The 19,429-nt window shown below is 66.7% G+C and carries 17 protein-coding genes; 8 read left to right on the forward strand and 9 right to left on the reverse strand.

The window, feature by feature from the left end; translation table 11 throughout:
* The first annotated feature begins 71 nt into the window (after window positions 1-71).
* The 5 genes from NQ204_RS03955 (at window position 72) to NQ204_RS03975 (ending at window position 7,802) form a co-directional block, all read left to right on the forward strand.
* On the forward strand, window positions 72-1,322 hold the full coding sequence (locus tag NQ204_RS03955) for an efflux RND transporter periplasmic adaptor subunit (RefSeq protein WP_116863177.1): 1,251 nt from the start codon (window positions 72-74) through the stop codon (window positions 1,320-1,322).
* Between the two features lie 104 nt (window positions 1,323-1,426).
* Window positions 1,427-2,116, forward strand: coding sequence for an ABC transporter ATP-binding protein (locus NQ204_RS03960; RefSeq protein ID WP_049480023.1), 690 nt, complete (start codon window positions 1,427-1,429; stop codon window positions 2,114-2,116).
* Between the two features lie 14 nt (window positions 2,117-2,130).
* Entirely contained in the window at window positions 2,131-3,288 is a 1,158-nt protein-coding gene (locus tag NQ204_RS03965; RefSeq protein ID WP_116863176.1) for an ABC transporter permease, read from the forward strand.
* A gap of 12 nt (window positions 3,289-3,300) precedes the next feature.
* A complete protein-coding gene (locus NQ204_RS03970) occupies window positions 3,301-4,617 on the forward strand; it encodes an ABC transporter permease (protein WP_116863175.1) in 1,317 nt (438 codons plus the stop codon).
* A gap of 359 nt (window positions 4,618-4,976) precedes the next feature.
* Window positions 4,977-7,802 (forward strand): TonB-dependent receptor plug domain-containing protein, encoded by a 2,826-nt coding sequence (locus tag NQ204_RS03975; RefSeq protein ID WP_256643139.1) that lies wholly within the window; start codon window positions 4,977-4,979, stop codon window positions 7,800-7,802.
* Window positions 7,803-7,902: 100 nt separating this feature from the next.
* On the opposite strand, the gene rarD is transcribed toward NQ204_RS03975, so the two are convergent.
* Together rarD and yedA are read right to left on the reverse strand one after the other, a co-directional pair.
* Window positions 7,903-8,829, reverse strand: coding sequence for an EamA family transporter RarD (rarD, locus tag NQ204_RS03980; protein WP_116863173.1), 927 nt, complete (start codon window positions 8,827-8,829; stop codon window positions 7,903-7,905).
* A gap of 10 nt (window positions 8,830-8,839) precedes the next feature.
* Window positions 8,840-9,745 carry a drug/metabolite exporter YedA gene (gene yedA, locus NQ204_RS03985; protein WP_116863172.1) on the reverse strand — a complete coding sequence of 302 codons (906 nt, stop codon included), beginning with the start codon at window positions 9,743-9,745 and terminating at the stop codon, window positions 8,840-8,842.
* 312 nt (window positions 9,746-10,057) lie between these two features.
* On the opposite strand from yedA, the gene NQ204_RS03990 reads away from it, so the two are divergent.
* Together NQ204_RS03990 and NQ204_RS03995 are read left to right on the forward strand one after the other, a co-directional pair.
* Window positions 10,058-11,392, forward strand: a complete 1,335-nt coding sequence (locus tag NQ204_RS03990) for an MFS transporter (RefSeq protein ID WP_116863171.1) — start codon at window positions 10,058-10,060, stop codon at window positions 11,390-11,392.
* A gap of 31 nt (window positions 11,393-11,423) precedes the next feature.
* Window positions 11,424-11,756, forward strand: a complete 333-nt coding sequence (locus tag NQ204_RS03995) for a hypothetical protein (protein ID WP_243402670.1) — start codon at window positions 11,424-11,426, stop codon at window positions 11,754-11,756.
* 89 nt (window positions 11,757-11,845) lie between these two features.
* Here the strand turns inward: NQ204_RS03995 and NQ204_RS04000 are convergent, their stop codons facing one another.
* From NQ204_RS04000 to NQ204_RS04015, 4 genes are all read right to left on the reverse strand, one after another.
* Window positions 11,846-13,498: a M28 family metallopeptidase gene (locus NQ204_RS04000; protein ID WP_116863170.1), complete on the reverse strand. Its 1,653-nt coding sequence runs from the start codon at window positions 13,496-13,498 to the stop codon at window positions 11,846-11,848.
* Window positions 13,499-13,579: 81 nt separating this feature from the next.
* A complete protein-coding gene (locus NQ204_RS04005; protein ID WP_256643140.1) occupies window positions 13,580-14,512 on the reverse strand; it encodes an MBL fold metallo-hydrolase in 933 nt (310 codons plus the stop codon).
* A gap of 184 nt (window positions 14,513-14,696) precedes the next feature.
* Complete coding sequence (locus NQ204_RS04010) at window positions 14,697-14,993, reverse strand: hypothetical protein (protein ID WP_099819624.1); 297 nt, start codon at window positions 14,991-14,993, stop codon at window positions 14,697-14,699.
* 172 nt (window positions 14,994-15,165) lie between these two features.
* Window positions 15,166-16,461 (reverse strand): tryptophan--tRNA ligase, encoded by a 1,296-nt coding sequence (locus NQ204_RS04015; RefSeq protein ID WP_256643141.1) that lies wholly within the window; start codon window positions 16,459-16,461, stop codon window positions 15,166-15,168.
* Between the two features lie 108 nt (window positions 16,462-16,569).
* On the opposite strand from NQ204_RS04015, the gene NQ204_RS04020 reads away from it, so the two are divergent.
* Window positions 16,570-17,382, forward strand: coding sequence for a hypothetical protein (locus NQ204_RS04020; RefSeq protein ID WP_256643142.1), 813 nt, complete (start codon window positions 16,570-16,572; stop codon window positions 17,380-17,382).
* A gap of 79 nt (window positions 17,383-17,461) precedes the next feature.
* Here the strand turns inward: NQ204_RS04020 and NQ204_RS04025 are convergent, their stop codons facing one another.
* The 3 genes from NQ204_RS04025 to rocF all read right to left on the reverse strand — a co-directional run bounded on the left by NQ204_RS04025 (window position 17,462) and on the right by rocF (window position 19,086).
* Window positions 17,462-17,683 (reverse strand): CsbD family protein, encoded by a 222-nt coding sequence (locus NQ204_RS04025; RefSeq protein WP_164073688.1) that lies wholly within the window; start codon window positions 17,681-17,683, stop codon window positions 17,462-17,464.
* A 193-nt stretch (window positions 17,684-17,876) separates the two neighbouring features.
* The gene (locus tag NQ204_RS04030; protein WP_079224917.1) at window positions 17,877-18,014 is read right to left on the reverse strand and encodes an entericidin A/B family lipoprotein; all 138 of its coding nucleotides are present in this window, start codon (window positions 18,012-18,014) and stop codon (window positions 17,877-17,879) included.
* A gap of 151 nt (window positions 18,015-18,165) precedes the next feature.
* Window positions 18,166-19,086: an arginase gene (gene rocF / locus NQ204_RS04035; RefSeq protein ID WP_256643143.1), complete on the reverse strand. Its 921-nt coding sequence runs from the start codon at window positions 19,084-19,086 to the stop codon at window positions 18,166-18,168.
* Window positions 19,087-19,429: the final 343 nt, after the last annotated feature.

The following is a 19,429-nucleotide window of genomic DNA, read 5'->3' on the forward strand; positions in this document are numbered from 1 at the left end:
CACGCTTTGCCACCGGAACCGCTGCTGTCGCCCTTCCGGCCACTCCGCCCGAACGCCTGTGATGGAACGCAATGAACGCTTCTGCCGAGCTGTTGAAGGAACTCCGTATCGACCGCAAGAACCCGCCGCCGTCCTCCGGGAATGGCCCGGGCGGCCGCCGCTGGCTGTGGATCGCGTTGGTGGTGATCGTGCTGCTGTTGGCCGGCGGTGCCTTCTTCCTGTTCGGCCGCACGCCGACGATGGAGGTGGAAACCGCACCGGCAGTGGCGATCCAGCAGGGAAGTGCCAGCAGCTCGGTGCTCGATGCCAGCGGCTACGTGGTGGCCCGGCGCATGGCCACGGTGTCGGCCAAAATCACCGGCAAGGTGCGCGAAGTGATGATCGAGGAAGGCATGCGGGTGGAGGCCGGCCAGGTCATGGCCACGCTGGACCCGATCGATGCCGATGCACAGCGCAGCCTCTCCGCCTCGCAGGTGCAGGCCGCACGTGCACAGGTGGCCGGCCTGCAGGCGCAGCAGCGCCAGGCCGCCGCCGAAGCCAGCCGCCTGCAGGCGCTGGTCGGCCAGCAGCTGGTCTCGCGTTCGCAGTACGACCAGGCCGTGGCCCAGCGTGACAGCATCCGCGCGCAGCTCGATACCGCCCAACGCAACGTCAAGGTAGCCAGCGACCAGCTCGCCATCGCCGACCTCGGCGTGGACAACAACATCGTGCGCGCGCCGTTCTCCGGCGTGGTCACCGCCAAGGCCGCGCAGCCGGGCGAGATCGTCTCGCCGCTGTCGGCCGGCGGCGGCTTCACCCGTACCGGCATCGGCACCATCGTCGACATGGAGTCGCTGGAGATCGAAGTGGAAGTGGGCGAAGCCTTCATCGGCCGCGTGCAGCCGAAGATGCCGGTGGAAGCTACGCTCAACGCCTACCCGGAGTGGAAGATTCCCGGCGAGGTGATCGCCATCATTCCCACCGCCGACCGTGGCAAGGCCACAGTGAAGGTGCGCGTGGCGCTGAAGGTGAAGGACCCGCGCATCGTGCCGGAGATGGGCGTGCGGGTCAGTTTCCTGGAACAGGCGCAGCCGCAGGCCACCGCCAACACGCCGCAGGGCGTGCGCGTGCCAGCCACGGCGGTGGTCGAGCGCGACGGTGCCAGCGTGGCCTTCGTGCTGGGCGATGCCGACCGCGTGCAGCAGCGCCCCGTGCAGGCCGGCCAGGCAATGGGCAAGGACCGCCAGCTGCTGAAGGGCGTGAGTGCGGGTGAAAGCGTGGTGGTCAGCCCACCGGACACCCTGCGCGATGGCGCCAGGGTTCGACTGAAACAAGCGCAGTAACGGCTTGGCGCCCGCGTGGCGCCGCCGGCAGCACCGTTCGATGCATGCCCTCCGGCCCGTGGCCGGCGCGCGTTCCCGTGTCGCACCTTTCGTGGAGAGCCCCGATGTCGACCCTGGTTTCACTGCGCAACATCACCAAGACCTACCAACGCGGCCCGGAAAAAGTGAAGGTGCTGCATGGCATCGACCTGGACATCGCCAGCGGCGACTTCGTCGCGCTGATGGGCCCGTCCGGTTCGGGCAAGACCACCCTGCTCAACCTGATCGGCGGCCTGGACAACCCCAGTGGCGGCGAGATCAGCATCGAAGGCGAGCGCATCGACCAGATGAGTGGCGGCCAGCTGTCGACCTGGCGCAGCCACCACGTCGGCTTCGTGTTCCAGTTCTATAACCTGATGCCGATGCTGACCGCGCAGAAGAACGTGGAGCTGCCGCTGCTGCTGACCCACCTCAGCGCCGCACAGCGCAAGCGCAATGCCGAGATCGCGCTGACCCTGGTCGGCCTGGCCGACCGCCGCAGCCACCGCCCCAACGAACTGTCCGGCGGCCAGCAGCAGCGCGTGGCGATTGCCCGCGCCATCGTCTCCGATCCGACCTTCCTGATCTGCGACGAACCGACCGGCGACCTCGACCGGCAATCGGCCGAGGAGATCCTGGGCCTGCTGCAGCAGCTCAACCGCGAACACGGCAAGACCATCATCATGGTCACCCATGACCCGAAGGCCGCCGAGTACGCCACCCACACGGTGCACCTGGACAAGGGCGAGCTGGCCGACGCCCCGCTGGCCCACTGACGGAGGCCCCGGCGATGAAATACTTTTCCCTGGTCTGGGCCCAGCTGTTCCGCAGCCGCACCCGGACCCTGCTGACCCTGTTTTCGGTGGTCGCCGCGTTCCTGCTGTTCGGCATGCTCGATTCGGTACGCGTGGCGTTCAATTCCGGCGGCAGCGTGGAAGGTGCCAACCGCCTGGTCACCGCCTCGCGCCTGTCGATCACCCAGTCGCTGCCGATCCGCCTGGAAACCCAGATCCGCCAGGTCGATGGCGTGCGCGACGTGGCCTATGGCATGTGGTTCGGCGGCATCTACCAAGACCCGAAGAACTTCTTCCCGAACTTCTCGGTGTCGCCCAACTACTTCGACGTCTACCGCGAACTGCAGATCGACCCGGCGCAGCTGGAAGACTGGAAGCAGACCCGCACCGGCGCCATCGTCGGCGAGACCCTGGCCAACCAGTTCGGCTGGAAGATCGGCGACACCATTCCGCTGCAGGCCACGATCTTCCCGCGCGGCGGCAGCAATGACTGGCCGCTGGAGCTGAAGGGCATCTTCCGCTCGAAGGACCGCGCGCAGGCAAGCAACGAAGAACGCCAGCTGATGATGAACTGGAAATACTTCGACGAATCCAACGATTACATCAAGAACCAGGTGAGCTGGTACACGATCACCCTGGACAACCCCGACCATGCCTCCCGCGTGGCGCAGGCCATCGATGCGATCTCGGCCAACTCCGACCACGAGACCAAGACCCAGACCGAATCGGCGTTCCAGCAGGCCTTCGTCAAGCAGTTCGCGGACATCGGCATGATCGTCACCTCGATCATGGGCGCGGTGTTCTTCACCCTGCTGCTGTTGACCGGCAACACCATGGCCCAGGCCGTGCGCGAGCGCATTCCCGAGCTGGCCACGCTGAAGACGCTGGGCTTCAAGGACAGCACCGTGCTGACGCTGGTGATGGTCGAGTCGGTGCTGCTGATCGGCCTCGGCGGCCTGATCGGCATGGGCCTGGCCGCACTGGTGCTGCCGGCGATCGCGCCGAAGAGCCTGGGCATGCTGCCACCGCACGTACCCACCCCCACCTGGCTGGTGGGCATCGGCCTGATCGTGGTGATCGGCGTCGTGGTCGGGCTGCTGCCCGCGCTGCGCGCCAAACGCCTGAAGATCGTCGATGCGCTGGCCGGCCGCTGAGGAGGACTCCCGATGAACAGGATCAAGAAGTGGTTGGGCAATGCGCTGACCGTGCTGCTGCTGGCGGTGGGCCTGGTGCTGTGGATCGGCCTGCCGTGGGTGGGTGTGCTGGCCGTGGCGTTGCTGGTGGCGCTGTGGCTGCTGCTGACCCGCAGTGGGCGGCTGGCGCTGGCGGCCACCCGTATCGGCATCGCCAGCCTGCCGCAGCGCTGGGGTGCCTCCTCGGTGATCGTGGTGGGCATTGCCGGCGTGGTCGGCGTGCTGGTGGCGATGCTGGCCATGGGCGAGGGCTTCCAGGCCACGCTCAACAACACCGGCGATGACACCACCGCCATCGTGCTGCGTGGCGGTTCGCAGGCCGAGACCAATTCGGTCATCACCCGCGAGCAGGTGCCGATGCTGTCCACCCTGCCCGGCATCAGCCGCGATGGCGAAGGCCGGCCGCTGCTGTCGCCGGAGCTGTCACAGGTGGTGAACCTCGTGTCCAAGGCCGACGGCACCGACGTCAACGCGCAGTTCCGCGGCGTCGGCCCACAGGCGTGGGCGGTGCATGACAAGGTGAAGATCGTGCAGGGCCGCAAGTTCGGCACCGGCCTGCGCGAGATCGTGGTCGGCCAAGGTGCGCAGGGACAGTTCCGCAATCTGGATGTCGGCAAGACGCTGACCCTGGGCAACCAGGCCTGGACCGTGGTCGGCGTGTTCGCCTCGGGGGATGCGCACGATTCGGAAATGTGGACCGATGCCGATACGCTGGCCACCACCTACCAGCGCAGTGCGTGGCAGTCGATCAGCGTGCGCACCGATGGCAAGCCTGGCTTCGAACAGTTCAAGGCGGCCGTGGCGGCCGATCCGCGCCTGAAGCTGGACGTGGAAACCACGCGTGCGTACTACAGCAAGCAGGGCGGCGGCTTGACCAAGCTGATCGACATTCTTGGCAAGGTGATCGGCACGATCATGGCGGTGGGCGCGGTGTTTGGTGCGCTCAACACCATGTACGCCGCGGTCGCAACGCGTGCACGCGAGATCGCCACCATGCGTGCGATCGGGTTCCGCGGCCTGCCGGTGGTGACTGCAGTGATGCTGGAAACCATGCTGCTGGCGCTGCTGGGCGGGTTGCTGGGCTGCGCGGTGGCCTGGCTGCTGTTCAACGGTTACAGCGTGTCCACCATCGGCAGCAATTTCAGCGCGGTGGTGTTCAAGTTCCACGTGTCGCCGGAGCTGCTGTGGAATGGCCTGAAGTGGGCACTGGGCATCGGCCTGGTCGGTGGCCTGTTCCCGGCACTGCGCGCGGCGCGCCTGCCGATCACCACGGCGTTGCGCGAGACCTGATCAACGCGCCGGTGGGTGGAGTGATGCATGTGGAGGGCGAAGCAGAGGCTTCGCCCTTTTTTTTGGGCGCGTCATCCACGCCACACGTGGATGAACGTTCGCACACTCCGTGCATTACAGATCGCGCGACTACCGCCGTTATCGATGCCTCTGCGCATCGAACACACCCCGCGCGTGACGCTGCGCACAGCACCCCTGTGGATTGTTGGTTGCGATTCATGTTCAGCGCGATGTAACACGCCGGGACAAACAGTTACGAATGAAAACACTCTAGAATCCCGCCCCCCACGTTGGTTTGCAGTACCCCACGCGCCCATAGAACGGGCGCATGTTTTTTTCTGAAACACGAGATTTCACGGATGTCCCTGAAGACCACCCCGCTGCGCAACGCGATCGTCATCGCGCTGGCCGCCAGCTGCACCACCCCCGCCCTCGCACAGGATGCGGGCGACAACACCACCAACCTCGATCGCATCGAAATCACCGGCTCGCGCATCCGCCAGGCCAGTGTCGAGACCGCCCAGCCGGTGGTCGCGCTCAACCGCGCCGAGATCGAGAAGAAGGGCTACGTCAACGTCGCCTACATCCTGCAGGACGTGACCGCTGCCGGTTCGCCGAGCATGAGCCGCGCTTCGTCGCTGACCTCCTCGCGCGACTTCGGTGGCATGTATGTCAGCCTGCGCAACCTGGGCCCGGAACGCAGCCTGGTGCTGATCGACGGCCGCCGCATGGGCGTCAGCGCCGGTGGTTATTCCGACCTGGCCTCGATTCCCTCGGCCATCGTCGAGCGCGTCGAAGTACTGACCGACGGTGCGTCGGCGCTGTACGGCTCGGACGCCATCGCCGGCGTGGTCAACATCATCACCCGCAAGAATTTCGACGGTGGCGAAGCCAGCGTCTACGTCGGCCAGTACGGCGAAGGTGACGGCCAGAAGCGCTCCTACAGCGCCACCTTCGGCAAGACCTTCGACCGCGGCTGGTTCAGCGTGGGTGCCGAGCGCACCAAGGAAGACGAAGTGATGGGCGGCGCACGTGAGTTCACCCGCTACGTCAACGGCCCGCGTCATCCGAACGATGGCCTCAACGGCACCACGCCGTGGGGCAGCGTCACCGTCGGCGGCAAGCCGGTGACCGTCGGCCCGGGCGGCGACCCGACCGATGCAGCCAACTTCCACACGCTGAACCCGGCCGATGGTGCCAACACCAAGACCAACATGAGCCTGCTGACCGGCCTGGAGCGCACTTCGGTGTTCGCCAACGGTGGATTCTCGATCACCGACAACCTGCGTCTGGTTGCCGATGCGCTGTACAGCAAGCGCGAATCGAGCAAGCACCTGGCCGGTTACCCGTACTCGGTGACTGCCGCACAGGCGCGCAACGGCACCCGCGCCGCCCTCTCCAGGGACAGCGCATTCAACCTGTGGGGCCAGGACGTGCTGTTCTCGCACCGCACCGAAGAAATGCTGCGTGGCACCGAGAACAACATGGAGACCAAGCGCGGCAGCCTCGGTCTGGAAGGCAGCTTCGACACCGGTTCGCGCTACTGGGACTGGAACGTCAACTACACCTACAACCGCAATGAAGGCGAGCGCATCGGCACCGGCAGCATGTACCAGCCGAACGTCAACCTCGCCGTCGGCCCGTCCTTCATCAAGGATGGCGTGGCCTACTGCGGTACCACCGATGCGGTGATCGCCGGCTGCGTGCCGTGGAATCCCGCGGCGCCGATGGGCTACACCGGTCCGGGCTCGCTGAGCAACCAGGACGTGCAGGACTACCTGTTCGCCCGCTTCGTGGACAAGAGCCAGACCACCACCAAGGTGGCCAGTGCCAACATCTCCGGCTCGCTGTTCACCCTGCCGGCCGGCGACGTGCTGGCCGCGATGGGCTTCGAGCACCGCACCGAAGAAGCACGCTACACCCCGGACCTGATGGTGCAGAACGGCCAGATCGCCGGCACCAGCGGCAAGCCGACCCAGGGCGACTACTCGCTCAACGAGGTCTACCTGGAACTGCAGGTGCCGCTGCTGGCCGACATGGCGTTCGCCCGTGAGCTGTCGCTGGACGTGGCCGGTCGTTACTCGGATTACAACAACTTCGGGTCGACCACCAACAGCAAGTTCGGCGTGAAGTGGAAGCCGATCGACAGCCTGCTGGTGCGCGCCACCTACGGCACCGGCTTCCGTGCGCCGACCGTGGACGACCTGTACGGCGGCACCGTCAGCAGCCGTGACTCGTTCACCGACCCGTGCGATACCTCGTTCGGCACCGCCGCCACCAGCGCCGCGGTTGCCGCACGCTGCAAGGCCCTGAACGTGCCGGCCAACTTCCGCCAGCTCAACAGCGACGGCAGCGTGGCCAGCAAGCCGGGCCAGCAGGCCACCACCGATTTCAGCTCGGGTTCCAACCCGGAGCTGAAGCCGGAAACCGCCAAGACCTGGACCGTCGGCCTGGTCTATAGCCCGGACTTCGTGCAGGGCCTGGACGTCAGCCTGGACTGGTGGAAGATCCGCATCGACAACGCCATCGTCGGCGAGTCGGCCACCAGCATCCTGGAACAGTGCTACGTGCAGGGTTCGGACGCGGCCTGCGGTCGCTTCACCCGCGGCAGCAACGGCCAGGTCAACGCGCTGGACCGCTCGCTGGTCAACGCCGGCTACCGCGAAACCGCCGGCTATGACATCAGCGCGCGCTACCGCCTGCCGGAAACCACGTTCGGCAAGTTCGCCGTCACCTGGAACACGACCTACACCGACTACCTGGAGCAGCGTAACGACAACGCCGTCACCACGCCGGTGGAACAGCTGACCAGCTGGGGCGGCAACTTCCGCGTGCGCTCGACCTTCAACCTGGACTGGCAGTACGGCAACCTGGGCATCGGCTGGACCGCGCGCTACTACTCCAGCATGAAGGAGAAGTGTTCCTACATGGACGAGTGCAACCTGCCGGGCTTCAGCTCGGCCTACACCGATGCCTCGCCGACCAACAAGGTGGGTTCGAACACCTTCCACGACCTGCAGGTGCGTTACGCCCTGCCGTGGGATGGCACCGTTTCGCTGGGCCTGAACAACGTGTTCGACCACCAGGGTCCGATCATGTACAGCCAGCCGAACAGCAGCTTCGTCTACTACGGCGGCTTCGACATCGGTCGTTTCATGTACATGAAGTACCAGCAGCGCTTCTAAGCCTGCAACCGCGTTCCCGTTCCGGCCAACTCTCTCCTGGCCGGAGATGGAAGCAGAACGGCGCCCCCCGGGGCGCCGTTCTTTTTTGCCGGAACCGGGGTCAGAGCCCTCCGCGTTGCGGAGGGATCCGACCCCTCGCCGCCCGCATCGCCCGCACGTTTTCGCCGACGAACAGGACCAGTGCGGCCCAGATCACCGCAAAACCAATCGCCTTGCCGGTGTCGAACGCCTCGTGGAAGAAGAACACGCCCAGCAGCAGCTGCAGACTCGGTGCGATGTACTGCAGGATGCCGACCAGCGACAGCGGAATGCGCTTCACTCCGTACGCGAAGCCGATCAGCGGCACGGCCGTGACCACGCCACCGAACACCAGCAGCAGATCGTTGCGCCAGCCCCAGCCGTGGAAGAACGCACCGCCATGGCCATTCTCGGCCCACACCGCAAATGCCAGCGCAGGCATGAACAGGTACAGGCTCTCCACACCCAGCCCGGCCACCGGATCGACCGACACCAGCTTGCGCAGCAGCCCGTACAGGCCGAACGAACACGCCAGGCCCAGCGCGATCCACGGCGGCGTGCCGGCATCGATGGTCAACCAGGCCACGCCTACCGCGGCCATGCCCACCGCGATCCACTGCACGCGGCGCAGGCGCTCCTTCAGCACCAGCACGCCCAGCAGCACGTTCACCAGCGGGTTGATGAAGTAGCCGAGGCTGGTTTCGATCACATGCCCGGCATTGACCGCCCAGATGTACAGGCCCCAGTTGAAGGCAATGGTCAGGCTGGATACCGCCAGGATCGGCAGCGCGCGCGGCTGCGCGGCGATCTTCCGCCACCAGCCCAGGCGCGCACTCAGCAGCAGCCACGCCACCACCAGCACCGTGGACCAGATGATGCGGTGGGCAATGATCTGGAACGACGGCACCTCGTTGAGCAGATGCCAGTACACCGGCACCAGCCCCCACAGCACGAAGGTGGACGCGGTGACCAGCAGCCCGCGGCGTTGTTCCTGCTCGTCCATGCTCACTTCCTCATGCTCATTTCTTTCGCGTCCTGGCCATGGTCAGCACCACCACGCCCAGCAGGATGACCGCCATGGCCAGGAAATCGCGCCAGCCGAACTGCTCGCCATTGAGAGCTGCGCCCAGCAGCACCGCAATGACCGGGTTGACGTAGGCGTAGCTGCCGGCCAGCGCCGGGCGCACGTTGTGCAGCAGCCAGACATAGGCGGTGAAGGCCACGATGGAACCGAACACGCACAGGTAGGCCATGGCCAGCAGGCCGCCGGTGTCGGGCAGCGTGGTCGGACGTTCGCCCACCGCGAGACCGATCAGCACCAGCAGCACACCACCGCAGATCATCTGCCCGGCCGCGGTCATGAACGGACCAGGCAGGTCCAGGCCGCGCGCCCACACCGAACCGAACGCCCAGCCGACCGGTGCGATCAGCAGCAGTACCAGCCCGGTGGGCGAGGCGGTCAGGCTGCTGCCGGCATTGAGCCAGACCACGCCGATGAAACCGACCGCGATGCCCAGCCATTCGCCGCGGCTGGCGTGCTGGCCGCGCAGCGCTGAGAACAGCGCCATCCACAACGGCACCGAAGCCACCGCCGTCGCGGCCAGGCCGGAAGACACTTCGCGCTCGGCCAGCACCACCATGCCGTTGCCCAGCACCAGCATGGTCACGCCCATGATGATCAGGTTGCGCCACTGCCGCAGGCTCGGCCGCGGCATCTTCCAGAACAGGCGCAGGGCCAGGTACATCAGGCCGCCGGCGATGATGAAGCGGCTGCCGGAGACCATGGTGAGCGGCAGCGCGCCGCCGTGCAGGGCCTTGGCGATGCCGAGGTAGGTCGAGCCCCAGACCACGTAGACCAGCAGCAAGGCCAGCGCGACAAGGCCCCCCCGGGGGGCAGCCGCAGAAGGAACAGGGGAAGCCGACATGACGCACCAGCAGGCAGGGGAAAAGGGATTCTAGAAGGTTCGGGTGACGGAGCAACCCCGCTTTGGGCAGTCGCGCAGGCCTTGCAGGGCTTTACTGAACACGCAGCGCACGACATCGCGTACGACGATCTAGCTATGGTTTGCCCTGCAGGCCGCTGTCACCCTGTGCGGTCCCCATGCCCTGCCCGCCCCTCCGGCACCCGGCGTTGACGTGGGATGCAGTACCTAGGAGGCTGGCTGGCAGCGCCCCACGCGCGCCCCTGGCACCGATCTTTCCCGCATGGAAGCACCGCATCGAGGATCCTCACCCAGATGAGCACCACGTCCCAACCTGCTGTCCCCAGCACCAACGGCGCCGCGCTGCGCCGCTCGATCTCCAATACCCTCAAAGGCTCCGCCGGCAACCTGGTGGAGTGGTATGACGTCTACGTGTACTCGGTGTTCGCCGTGTACTTCGAATCGCAGTTCTTCTCGCCCGAAGACAAGAACTCCACCATGTACGTGTGGGCGATCTTCGCCGCCACGTTCCTGATGCGCCCGATCGGTGCCTGGTTCTTCGGCCGCTTCGCCGATCGCCACGGCCGTCGCCTGGCGCTCACCGTGTCGGTCACCCTGATGGCCGTCTGCTCCTTCCTCATCGCCATCACGCCCACCGCGGCCAGCATCGGCATCTGGGCGGCGATCATCCTGCTGTTCGCGCGCCTGCTGCAGGGCTTCGCCACCGGCGGCGAGTACGGCGCCAGCGCCACCTACATGTCCGAGGCCGCCATTCCCGGCCGCCGAGGCTTCCTGTCCTCGTTCCACTACGTCACCCTGGTTGGTGGCCACGTGCTGGCGCAGCTCACCCTGTTCCTGATGCTGAATGTCTGGGGCAAGCCGGAAATTTCCGAGTTCGGCTGGCGCATCGCCTTCGGCATCGGTGGCGTCGCCGCGGTCGTGGTGTTCTGGCTGCGCCGGGGCATGGACGAGACGATGGAAGAATCGTCGATCGAGGCCGCGCGCGAAGGCAAGGCGAAGAAGTCCGGTTCGATGTACGAACTGATCGTGCACCAGTGGCGCCCGCTGCTGCTGTGCTTCCTGATCACCGCCGGCGGCACGATTGCCTTCTACACCTACTCGGTGAACGGCCCGAAGATGATCCAGAGCGCGTTTGCCGCGGATGATCCGATGACCGCCACCCTGGTCAACCTCGGCGTACTGACGTTCCTGATGGTGCTGCAGCCGGTCGGCGGCTGGCTGTCGGACATCATCGGCCGCAAGAGCCTGCTGGTGTTCTTCGGCGTGGGCGGCGTGCTGTACAGCTGGTACCTGATCACCCAGCTGCCGCACCAGCACGATGCCACCCTCGCCTTCCTGACCCTGGCGCTGGGCTTTGTCATCCTCACCGGCTACACGTCCATCAACGCGGTGGTGAAGGCAGAACTGTTCCCCACCCATATCCGTGCACTGGGCGTGGGCCTGGGCTATGCGCTGGCCAATTCGCTGTTCGGCGGTACCGCCCCGCTGCTGTACCAAGGCGCGCTGAAGACCGGCCACGTCGACTGGTTCGCCATCTACGTCACCGCCACGATCGCGGTATCGTTGGTGGTCTATGTCTTCTTCCTCACCAACAAGGGCCCGAACTGGCTCGACGGCACCCGCAAGTAAGGGCGTCGTACTGATCGCAGCCACCGGTGCAATGCCGGTGGCTGCTGCGTCTCCGGCGTCGCCGCTGATGTGGATCGCGGTGGTGCTCGCCGCAGCCACAGCACTGGCGTGGCTGCTGCGCCGCCCCAGCGCGCAGGCGTCGTGGCCGCGCATCGGCTTCGGGGTGGCGCTGCTGATGGTCGGTGCCGCGGTGGCGCTGCAGATGACAGTGGATCTGGGCAGTGGCCACAGCTCGATGCAGCTGCGCCTGCATCGCGGCATCAGTCCGGGCTCTCCGGTGGGCCTGCGCACGATGGTGGTGTGCTATCTGGCCGTGCTCGCCGCCAGTGGCTGGGGCACGTGGAAGCTGCTGCGCCGGCGCTGACGAAAACACGGTCGTGCCGGCCGCTGGCCGGCAACTCCGCATTGCTTCCGAAGGTTCATGAGGTCGCCAGCCAGCGGCCGGCACGACCTTCAACGGCGGGCGGCGTCGCTCTTTTCGCGGGCGCCGTGGAATTCCGACTCCTTCTCCCACTGCGGCCAGCGGCGGCTGTTGGCCAGTTCGGCGCCCAGGTCGTAGACCAGCAGGGTGTCGGCGGCGTGGCCGGCCGGGTCCCAGCTCGGGGTCCAGGCGTCGCAGGCCTGGTGGTAGCAGTCGGCGAAGTACTTCTCGCGCAGCGCGCGGCCGGCCTGGACCCCGCCGTCCAGCTTGTCCAGGCCCGGGCCGATGGTGATGGCCGGCACGCCCAGGCGGGCGAAGGCGAAGTGATCAGCGCGGTAGAAGAAGCCCGCTTCCAGGTTCGGGTCGGGGCTGTAGCTGCGGCCACGGGCCTTGGCCACGCGCTCCAGGTCGCCTTCCAGCGACACCCGGCCCTTGCCCCACGAGGCGATGTCGCGGGTCGCGCCATCCGGGCTGAACATTTCGATGTTCAGCACGGCAGCGGTCTTTTCCAGCGGTGCCAGCGGGTGTGCGGCATAGTAGCTGGCACCCAGCAGGCCCTTCTCTTCGGCCGTCAGGGCGACGAAGTACAGGCTGCGCTGCGGCTGCGGGCCGGCGGCGAACACGCGGCCCAGTTCCAGCACGGTGGCCACGCCGGTGGCGTTGTCGATGGCGCCATGGCGGATGCGGTCACCCTTGGCATCGGGCTGGCCGATACCGAAGGCATCCCAGTGCGCGGAGAAGATCACGGCCTCATCGCCATGCTCGCCACCGGGCAGCTTGGCCACCACGTTGCGGGTCACCACCGGCTCGCGCTTGATCGCGAAATCCACGCTCAGCTTCGCGTTGTCCAGCACCACCGGACGGAAGTCGGCCTGCATGGCCTTGCGCTTCTCGGCGTCGAAATCCAGGCCTGCGTCGGCGAAGATCGCCTCGGCCAGCTCGCGCTGCATCCAGCCACGCAGCGGCGTGTGCTGGGCCATCGCTTCGGCCTGGCCGCGCTCGATGTCGAACAGCGGCGAGGTGCCCGAGCTCTTCACCGTGGCCCAGCCGTAGGCGGCCGGCGCGGTCTCGTGCACGATCAGCACGCCCTCGGCACCGCGGCGCGCGGCTTCCTCGAACTTGTAGGTCCAGCGGCCGTAGTAGGTCACCGCCTTGCCATCGAATGCACCCGGTGCATCGGCCTCGAAGTCGGCGTCGTTGATCAGCACCACGGCGATCTTGCCGTGCAGGTCCACGTCCTTGTAATCGTTCCAGTGGCGCTCCGGTGCGTCGATGCCGTAGCCGACGAACACCAGCGGTGCGTTGTTGATCTGCACGCGCTTGCGCGGCTGCAGGCTCTGCAGGGTCACGTCCACGCCATTGGCCAGCGTGCGCTTGCCCTTCTTCAGCTGCAGGCTGGCCTTGGCCGGGCCGTCCAGCTGCGCACGCACCAGCGGCACCTGCTGCACCCAGCTGCCATCGGGGCCGCCGGGCTGCAGGCCGTAGCTGCGGAACTGCTCGATCAGGTACTGCACGGTACGCTCTTCGCCTTCGCTGGCCGGTGCGCGGCCTTCGAATTCGTCCGACGCGAGCACCTGCACGTGGCGCGACAGTGCCTGCGGATCGATGCCGCCACCGGGCAGGTCGTTGGCCGCATGGGCCAGGCCCCCGACAAAGAGGCAGGACGACAGCAGCAACACACGCATCGGATTCACGGCAATACCACGGCAGGAAGGGGAGTCACCAGAGTGTAACGTGGTCGTGACACCGCCGCGCAGGCCTCCCGGTCAGCGTGATGCGCGGTCCAGCCAGCAGGCCAAGCCCTGCGCGTTCAGCTCGATGTCCATCGCCAGCACCTCGGCCACCGCGGCCTGGTCCAGCGCGCAACCATGCTGATGTGCACGTTCCAGGTACAGCGCCTGCAGCGCGGCCAGCAGGCAACGGTGGCGGTCCGGGCGCCCATCGCACTGGCGGCCGATCGTCGCCATCGCGTCGATCTGCTCGAACAGGTCGTCGGCCAGCTTCTGCACCTGCTGCACGCGACCATAGTGGGTGAGGTACATCGCCTGCGGGCCATAGCCCAGCATGCGCTGGATCGACGCCTTCATCGCCTCCGGATCGAACTGCACCGGCGAGGACGTGGGGAAGATGAAGGCACCCTGCGCGCTGTCCAGCTCGCGGTAGGAGATGCCGAAGGTATCGCCGGTGAACCAGCTGCGGCTGCGCGCGTCCCACACGCAGTAGTGGTGCAGCGCATGCCCCGGCGTGTGCAGCAACAGCAGTTCACGGCCGGCCAGGTCGATGCGGTGGCCATCTTCGGCCACCACCACGCGGGCCTCGGGAATCGCCTCGATGCGGCCGTAGCTGCGGGCGATCTCCTCGGCGCCGTAGACCGCCGTGGCACCGGCAATCAGCCGGGTCGGGTCGATCATGTGCGGCGCGCCGCGCGGGTGCAGCACGGCCTTCGCATTCGGCAGCTGCTGCATCAGCAGGCCAGCGCCGCCGGCATGATCCAGATGCACGTGGGTCAGCAGCAGCCAGTCCACCGCCTCCACGCCCAGCCCGTTGTCGGTCAAGGCCTGCAGCATCGCCGGCACCGACAGGCCGGTACCGCAGTCGACGAACGCGGCACGGCCGTTTTCGATGATCAGGTAGGCGGCATCGAAATCAGGCCGTTGGAAACCGGTATCGATGGTGTGGATGCTGGGATCGGCGGTCATCGACGCGCACCTGGCAGGATCGGGAACAGAGGCCCATGGTAGGCGCGCCGGCATGGCGTGATCGATGCGGCTTTGGTCGGAGGGAGCAATTCTGTAGAGCCGGAGCCCACGCTCGGCAGCCTTTCTGCCAGACATCAGCCGAGCGTGGGCTCGGCTCTACAGAGGGCACACGCGGGGCGCTACATCAGAGGCGCAACCAGCGCGGGCGCAGCAACAGGGCCATCACCAGCACCGCCAGGAACGCGCCATAGGCGTACAGCACCGCCAGCACCTGCGGCCAGATCGGTCCGGCGCCCGGCTGTACCAGACCGATGTGGTGGCCCCACAGCATCGCCACGATGCTCAGGGCGAGCGCCAGCGCCAGGGTGGCGCCATCGAACAAGCGTCGCCGCGCGGTACGCGGCTGGCGCGGAAACAGCCAATACAGGCTGCCCAGCAGAATGAACCAGGGCAGGAACAGCAGCAGCGACAACCAGGCCATTGCAGACTCCATGTCATCGCGCCTGAGGCGCGCCGACATCATGCCATGGCCGCAATGCACTGTAGAGCCGAGCCGATGCTCGGCTGCTTTTCCGCCAAGCCGAGCGTGGGCTCGGCTCTACATATGCAAAGCAAAGCCGAGCGTGGGCTCGGCTCTACAAAGGTGGTGCAGGTCAGGCCGCTTCGCGCAGCACGGACAGCGCCGCCAGCACCGCATCGACCTCGGCTTCCAGCTTGAACAGATCGCTCTGCAGCTGGTCGCCCTGCTCGGCCTGCTTCAGCACGGCGATCAACTGGCCGGCATCACGCGGCGAGTCGAAGCCCTCGCTCTGGATCAGCAGCGTGCCGTCACCTGCAGTCAGCTTGAAGTAGAAACGGCCATCCTTCTCGCGGTACTGCTTGAACAGCGGCGGCGCGGCGCGGGCTTCACCGGCATCTTCGCTGGCGATGTCGCCGGCATCGGACAGATCTCGCAGGCCCACCGCATGGCGCAGTTCTTCCAGCAGCGGGGCCGCCAGCTGCTCGCGCAGCTGCTGGCCACGGCGCTTGAGCAGCGCTTCGATCTTCTCCGGCTCGGACATCAGCGCGTTGTAGCGCTCGCGCAGCGGCGACAGCTCGCCGTCGATGCGCTCGAACAGCTGCTGCTTGGCATCGCCCCAGCTGATGCCGGCGGCGAAGGCCTTGGCGAATTCGGCGGTCTGTTCCGGGGTGGCGAAGGCCTGGTACATCTGGAACAGCGCCGAGCCCTCGGTGTCCTTCGGTTCGCCCGGTGCGCGCGAATCGGTCAGGATCGAGAACACCAGCTTCCTCAGCTCTTCGCGCGGCACGAACAGCGGAATAGTGTTGTGGTAGCTCTTGCTCATCTTGCGGCCGTCCAGGCCGGCCAGGGTCGCCACCTGCTCGTCGATCACCACGTCCGGCAGCGGGAAGTACTCCTTGCCGTACACGTGGTTGAAGCGCTGGGCGAAATCGCGCGCCATCTCGATGTGCTGGATCTGGTCGCGGCCCACCGGCACCTGGTTGGCCTTGAAGATGAGGATGTCGGCGGCCATCAGCACCGGGTACATGAACAGGCCAGCGCTGACGCCCGCATCCTCGTCCACGCCCTCTTCGCGGTTCTTGTCCACCGCCGCCTTGTAGGCGTGGGCACGGTTGAGGATGCCCTTGCTGGCGATGGCGGTGAGGAACCACATCAGCTCGGTGGTCTCGCGGATGTCGCTCTGGCGGTAGAACCACACGTGTTCCGGGTCCAGGCCGCAGGCCAGCCAGCTGGCCGCAATCTCCAGGGTCGCGCGCTGGGTGCGCTGCGGGTCCTGCGATTTGATCAGGCTGTGCAGGTCGGCCAGGAAGAAGAAACTCTCGATGCCCGGCGCGCGGCTGGCCGCGATGGCCGGACGGATGGCGCCAACGTAGTTGCCCAGGTGGGGCGTGCCGGAGGGGGTGATGCCGGTAAGGACTCGGGTCGTCATGACTGCGTGGGGTAACCTTCGATGAACGGGGCCAGTTTACCGTGCCCGCGACCAACCCCGTCAGGGCCTGCGGCGCGTTTGTTCACCCAACCCCGCTGGAGACGCCCGATGAAACGCCTGCTGCCCCTGCTGCTGATCCTGCCCTTGGCCGGCTTCCGCCCGGCCCCGCTGCCGCCGCCGGTCGCGCCGGACGGCCCCGTCCGCATGAGCCTGGTCGACCGCGACCGCGGCACCGAACTGCGCAGCTACCCGGCCGACGGCCAGCGCTGGGTGGCCGGCGAGCGCGGCCATCGTTATGCGGTGCGCCTGCACAACGACAGCCCGCGGCGCGTGCTGGTGGTGCTGTCAGTGGACGGCATCAATGCCATTTCCGGCGAAGACGCCAACCCCTCGCAGACCGGCTACGTGCTCAACCCCGGCCAGAGCGCGGACATCACCGGCTGGCGCAAGAGCCAGGACGAGGTGGCCCAGTTCGTGTTCAGCAGCCCCGGCGGCAGCTATGCCAGCCGCACCGGGCGGCCGGACAACGTCGGCGTGATCGGCATCGCGGTGTTCAACGAGATGTACCGCTGGCATCCGCAGCCCCGCTCGGAACCGCGCCTGCGGCAGTTGCCGCCACCGGCGCCCGCGGCCCCGGCGGCCGAAGCGGCCGCTGACAGCAGCGCCAGCCGTGCCGAGGGCTACGCCGCCAGGTCGCAGGCCCCGGCACTGGGCACCGGCCACGGCGACCGCGAGACTTCGCAGGTGCGTGACACCGCGTTCGAGCGCGCCAGCCGCAGCCCCGCCCAAGTGCAGGAGCTGCGCTACGACAGCGCACGCAACCTGCGCGCACGCGGCATCGTGATGGATACGCGCTCGCGCCTGCCGCGCGAGCCGCAGGCCTTCCCCAACCGCTACGTGCCCGACCCGCCGGCACGCTGAGGCAGACAGCACGACGCCCGCACCATCACGGTACGGGCGCCGGGCTGTGCGGGCGCGCTGTGGGGGAAGCGCGACGGACTTACTTGAAGTCCGGGTAATCCTTGCGGATGCTGTCGGAGAACTCGCTCACTTCCTTCTCAGCGCGGTCCTTGGCCCAGCCATAGCGTTCCTGCAGACGACCTGACAGGTACTCGGCGTTGCCTTCGGCCACATCGAAATCGTCGTTGGTCAGATCGCCCCACTTGGCCTGGGCCTTGCCCTTGAGCTGCGACCACTTGCCGGAAATGATGTCTTTGTTCATTGCTCGAGTCCTCGGATGCAACGGCGTTCTTACCGTGGCTGCAGCTTGGCGCACTCGGCGTTGAACAACAGTCAACCCGCAATGAAAAGCATGCTCACCTGCTTGAATGGTTCACTACCGGCGGGCTTGCCTGCGCAAAAAGAAAAAGGCCGGGACAGTGTCCCGGCCTCTTTGATTGGGCACCACCCCGGGCTCAGTTGCCCTTGGCGGCGTCCTCAACCGACTGGCCAGCCTTCTGCACATCCTTGCCGGCGCCGGCAACGGTATTGCAGCCAGCCAGCATGGCCACCGAGAACATCGACAACAGCATCAGGGCAACTACACGCTTCATGGGTTTTCTCCTGGGGTTCGCCACTACATGGTTTTCATCGCGCTTGGCCATTCCTACAGTGGAATGGCCTTGCGTGACGTGCAATCTGGCGTCTGCCGCGTGCAGCGAGTGTGAACAGGCCCAAAAGCCATTCAGGCAAAGGTCGCCGGCCTCAACCGCGCATCAGCGTGGACTTGCCGAACAGGCTTTCCACCAGGTCCACGGCCAGCTCGGCGGTCGCGTTCTGCGTGTCCAGCAGCGGGTTCAGTTCAACGATGTCCAACGAGCCCATGCGGCCGCTGTCGGCGATCATCTCCATCACCAGCTGCGCCTCGCGGTAGTTCACCCCGCCCGGCACCGTGGTGCCCACGCCCGGGGCGATGCTCGGGTCGAGGAAGTCCACGTCGAAGCTGACGTGCAGGTGGGTGTTCTCGTCGATGCCGGCAAGTGCCGCTTCCACGGTGCGCTTCATGCCGTTCTCGTCGATGTAGCGCATGTCGTAGACATCGACCTTGTGGGTCTTGATCAGGCGCTTCTCGTCCGGGTCCACCGAACGGATGCCGATCTGGTGCATCTGCGCCGGGGTGATGGCCGGGCTGCTGCCGCCCAGCTGGGTCAGCGCGTCCGGGCCGAGGCCGCACAGGCAGGCCACCGGCATGCCGTGGATGTTGCCCGACGGGGTAACATCGCTGGTGTTGAAATCCGAATGCGCATCCAGCCACAGCACGCGCAGGGTCTTGCCCTGTTCGCGGCACCAGCGGGCGACGGCGGTGATCGAACCGATGCCCAGGCAATGGTCGCCGCCCAGCATGATCGGCATGCGCCCGGCCTGCAGTTCAGCGTAGCTGGCGTCCATCAGCGCTCGGTTCCAGGCCACCACCTCGTCCAAGTGGCGGTAACCCTGCACCGGCGAGGTCCACGGGTTGCGCGGGCCATCCAGGTTGCCCAGGTCGCGCACGTCCACGCCGCGCGCCGCCAGCGCCTCCGGCAGGCCGGCCACGCGCAGGGCTTCCGGGCCAAGCCGCGCACCACGATGGCCCGCGCCCACGTCGGTGGGCACGCCGATCAGGGTGACGGAAATGGGGTGGGCCATGGGTGCCTCCTGCAGACGAAAAAGAAGCACAGTCTAGCCAGAGGGATGTGACACCACTCGCGGCGGTGCAGCAGGGACCGGATGATCTGCCAGCCCAAATGGAATCTCGGGTCGGACAAGCCCACTGTGGGGCATGCGAGATCCGGACTCTGTTGACCTGCTTCACATGCGAGTCGCGATTGCCTCTTACTCATTATGGGTCCGTACAGTCGTGGGAATTTACGTAGGTCGCACCATCGTCCGGTCATGGCGGCGGGTGGAGCGTCACCGCGTACACCTACAAAAAAGGTAGCGATCCCGTAGAACAGCAATGACATTCCCACGCCACCGCAGCGTGTAATAG

This window comes from Stenotrophomonas testudinis, from assembly GCF_024499815.1.
In the GTDB taxonomy this organism is placed as follows: Bacteria; Pseudomonadota; Gammaproteobacteria; order Xanthomonadales; family Xanthomonadaceae; genus Stenotrophomonas.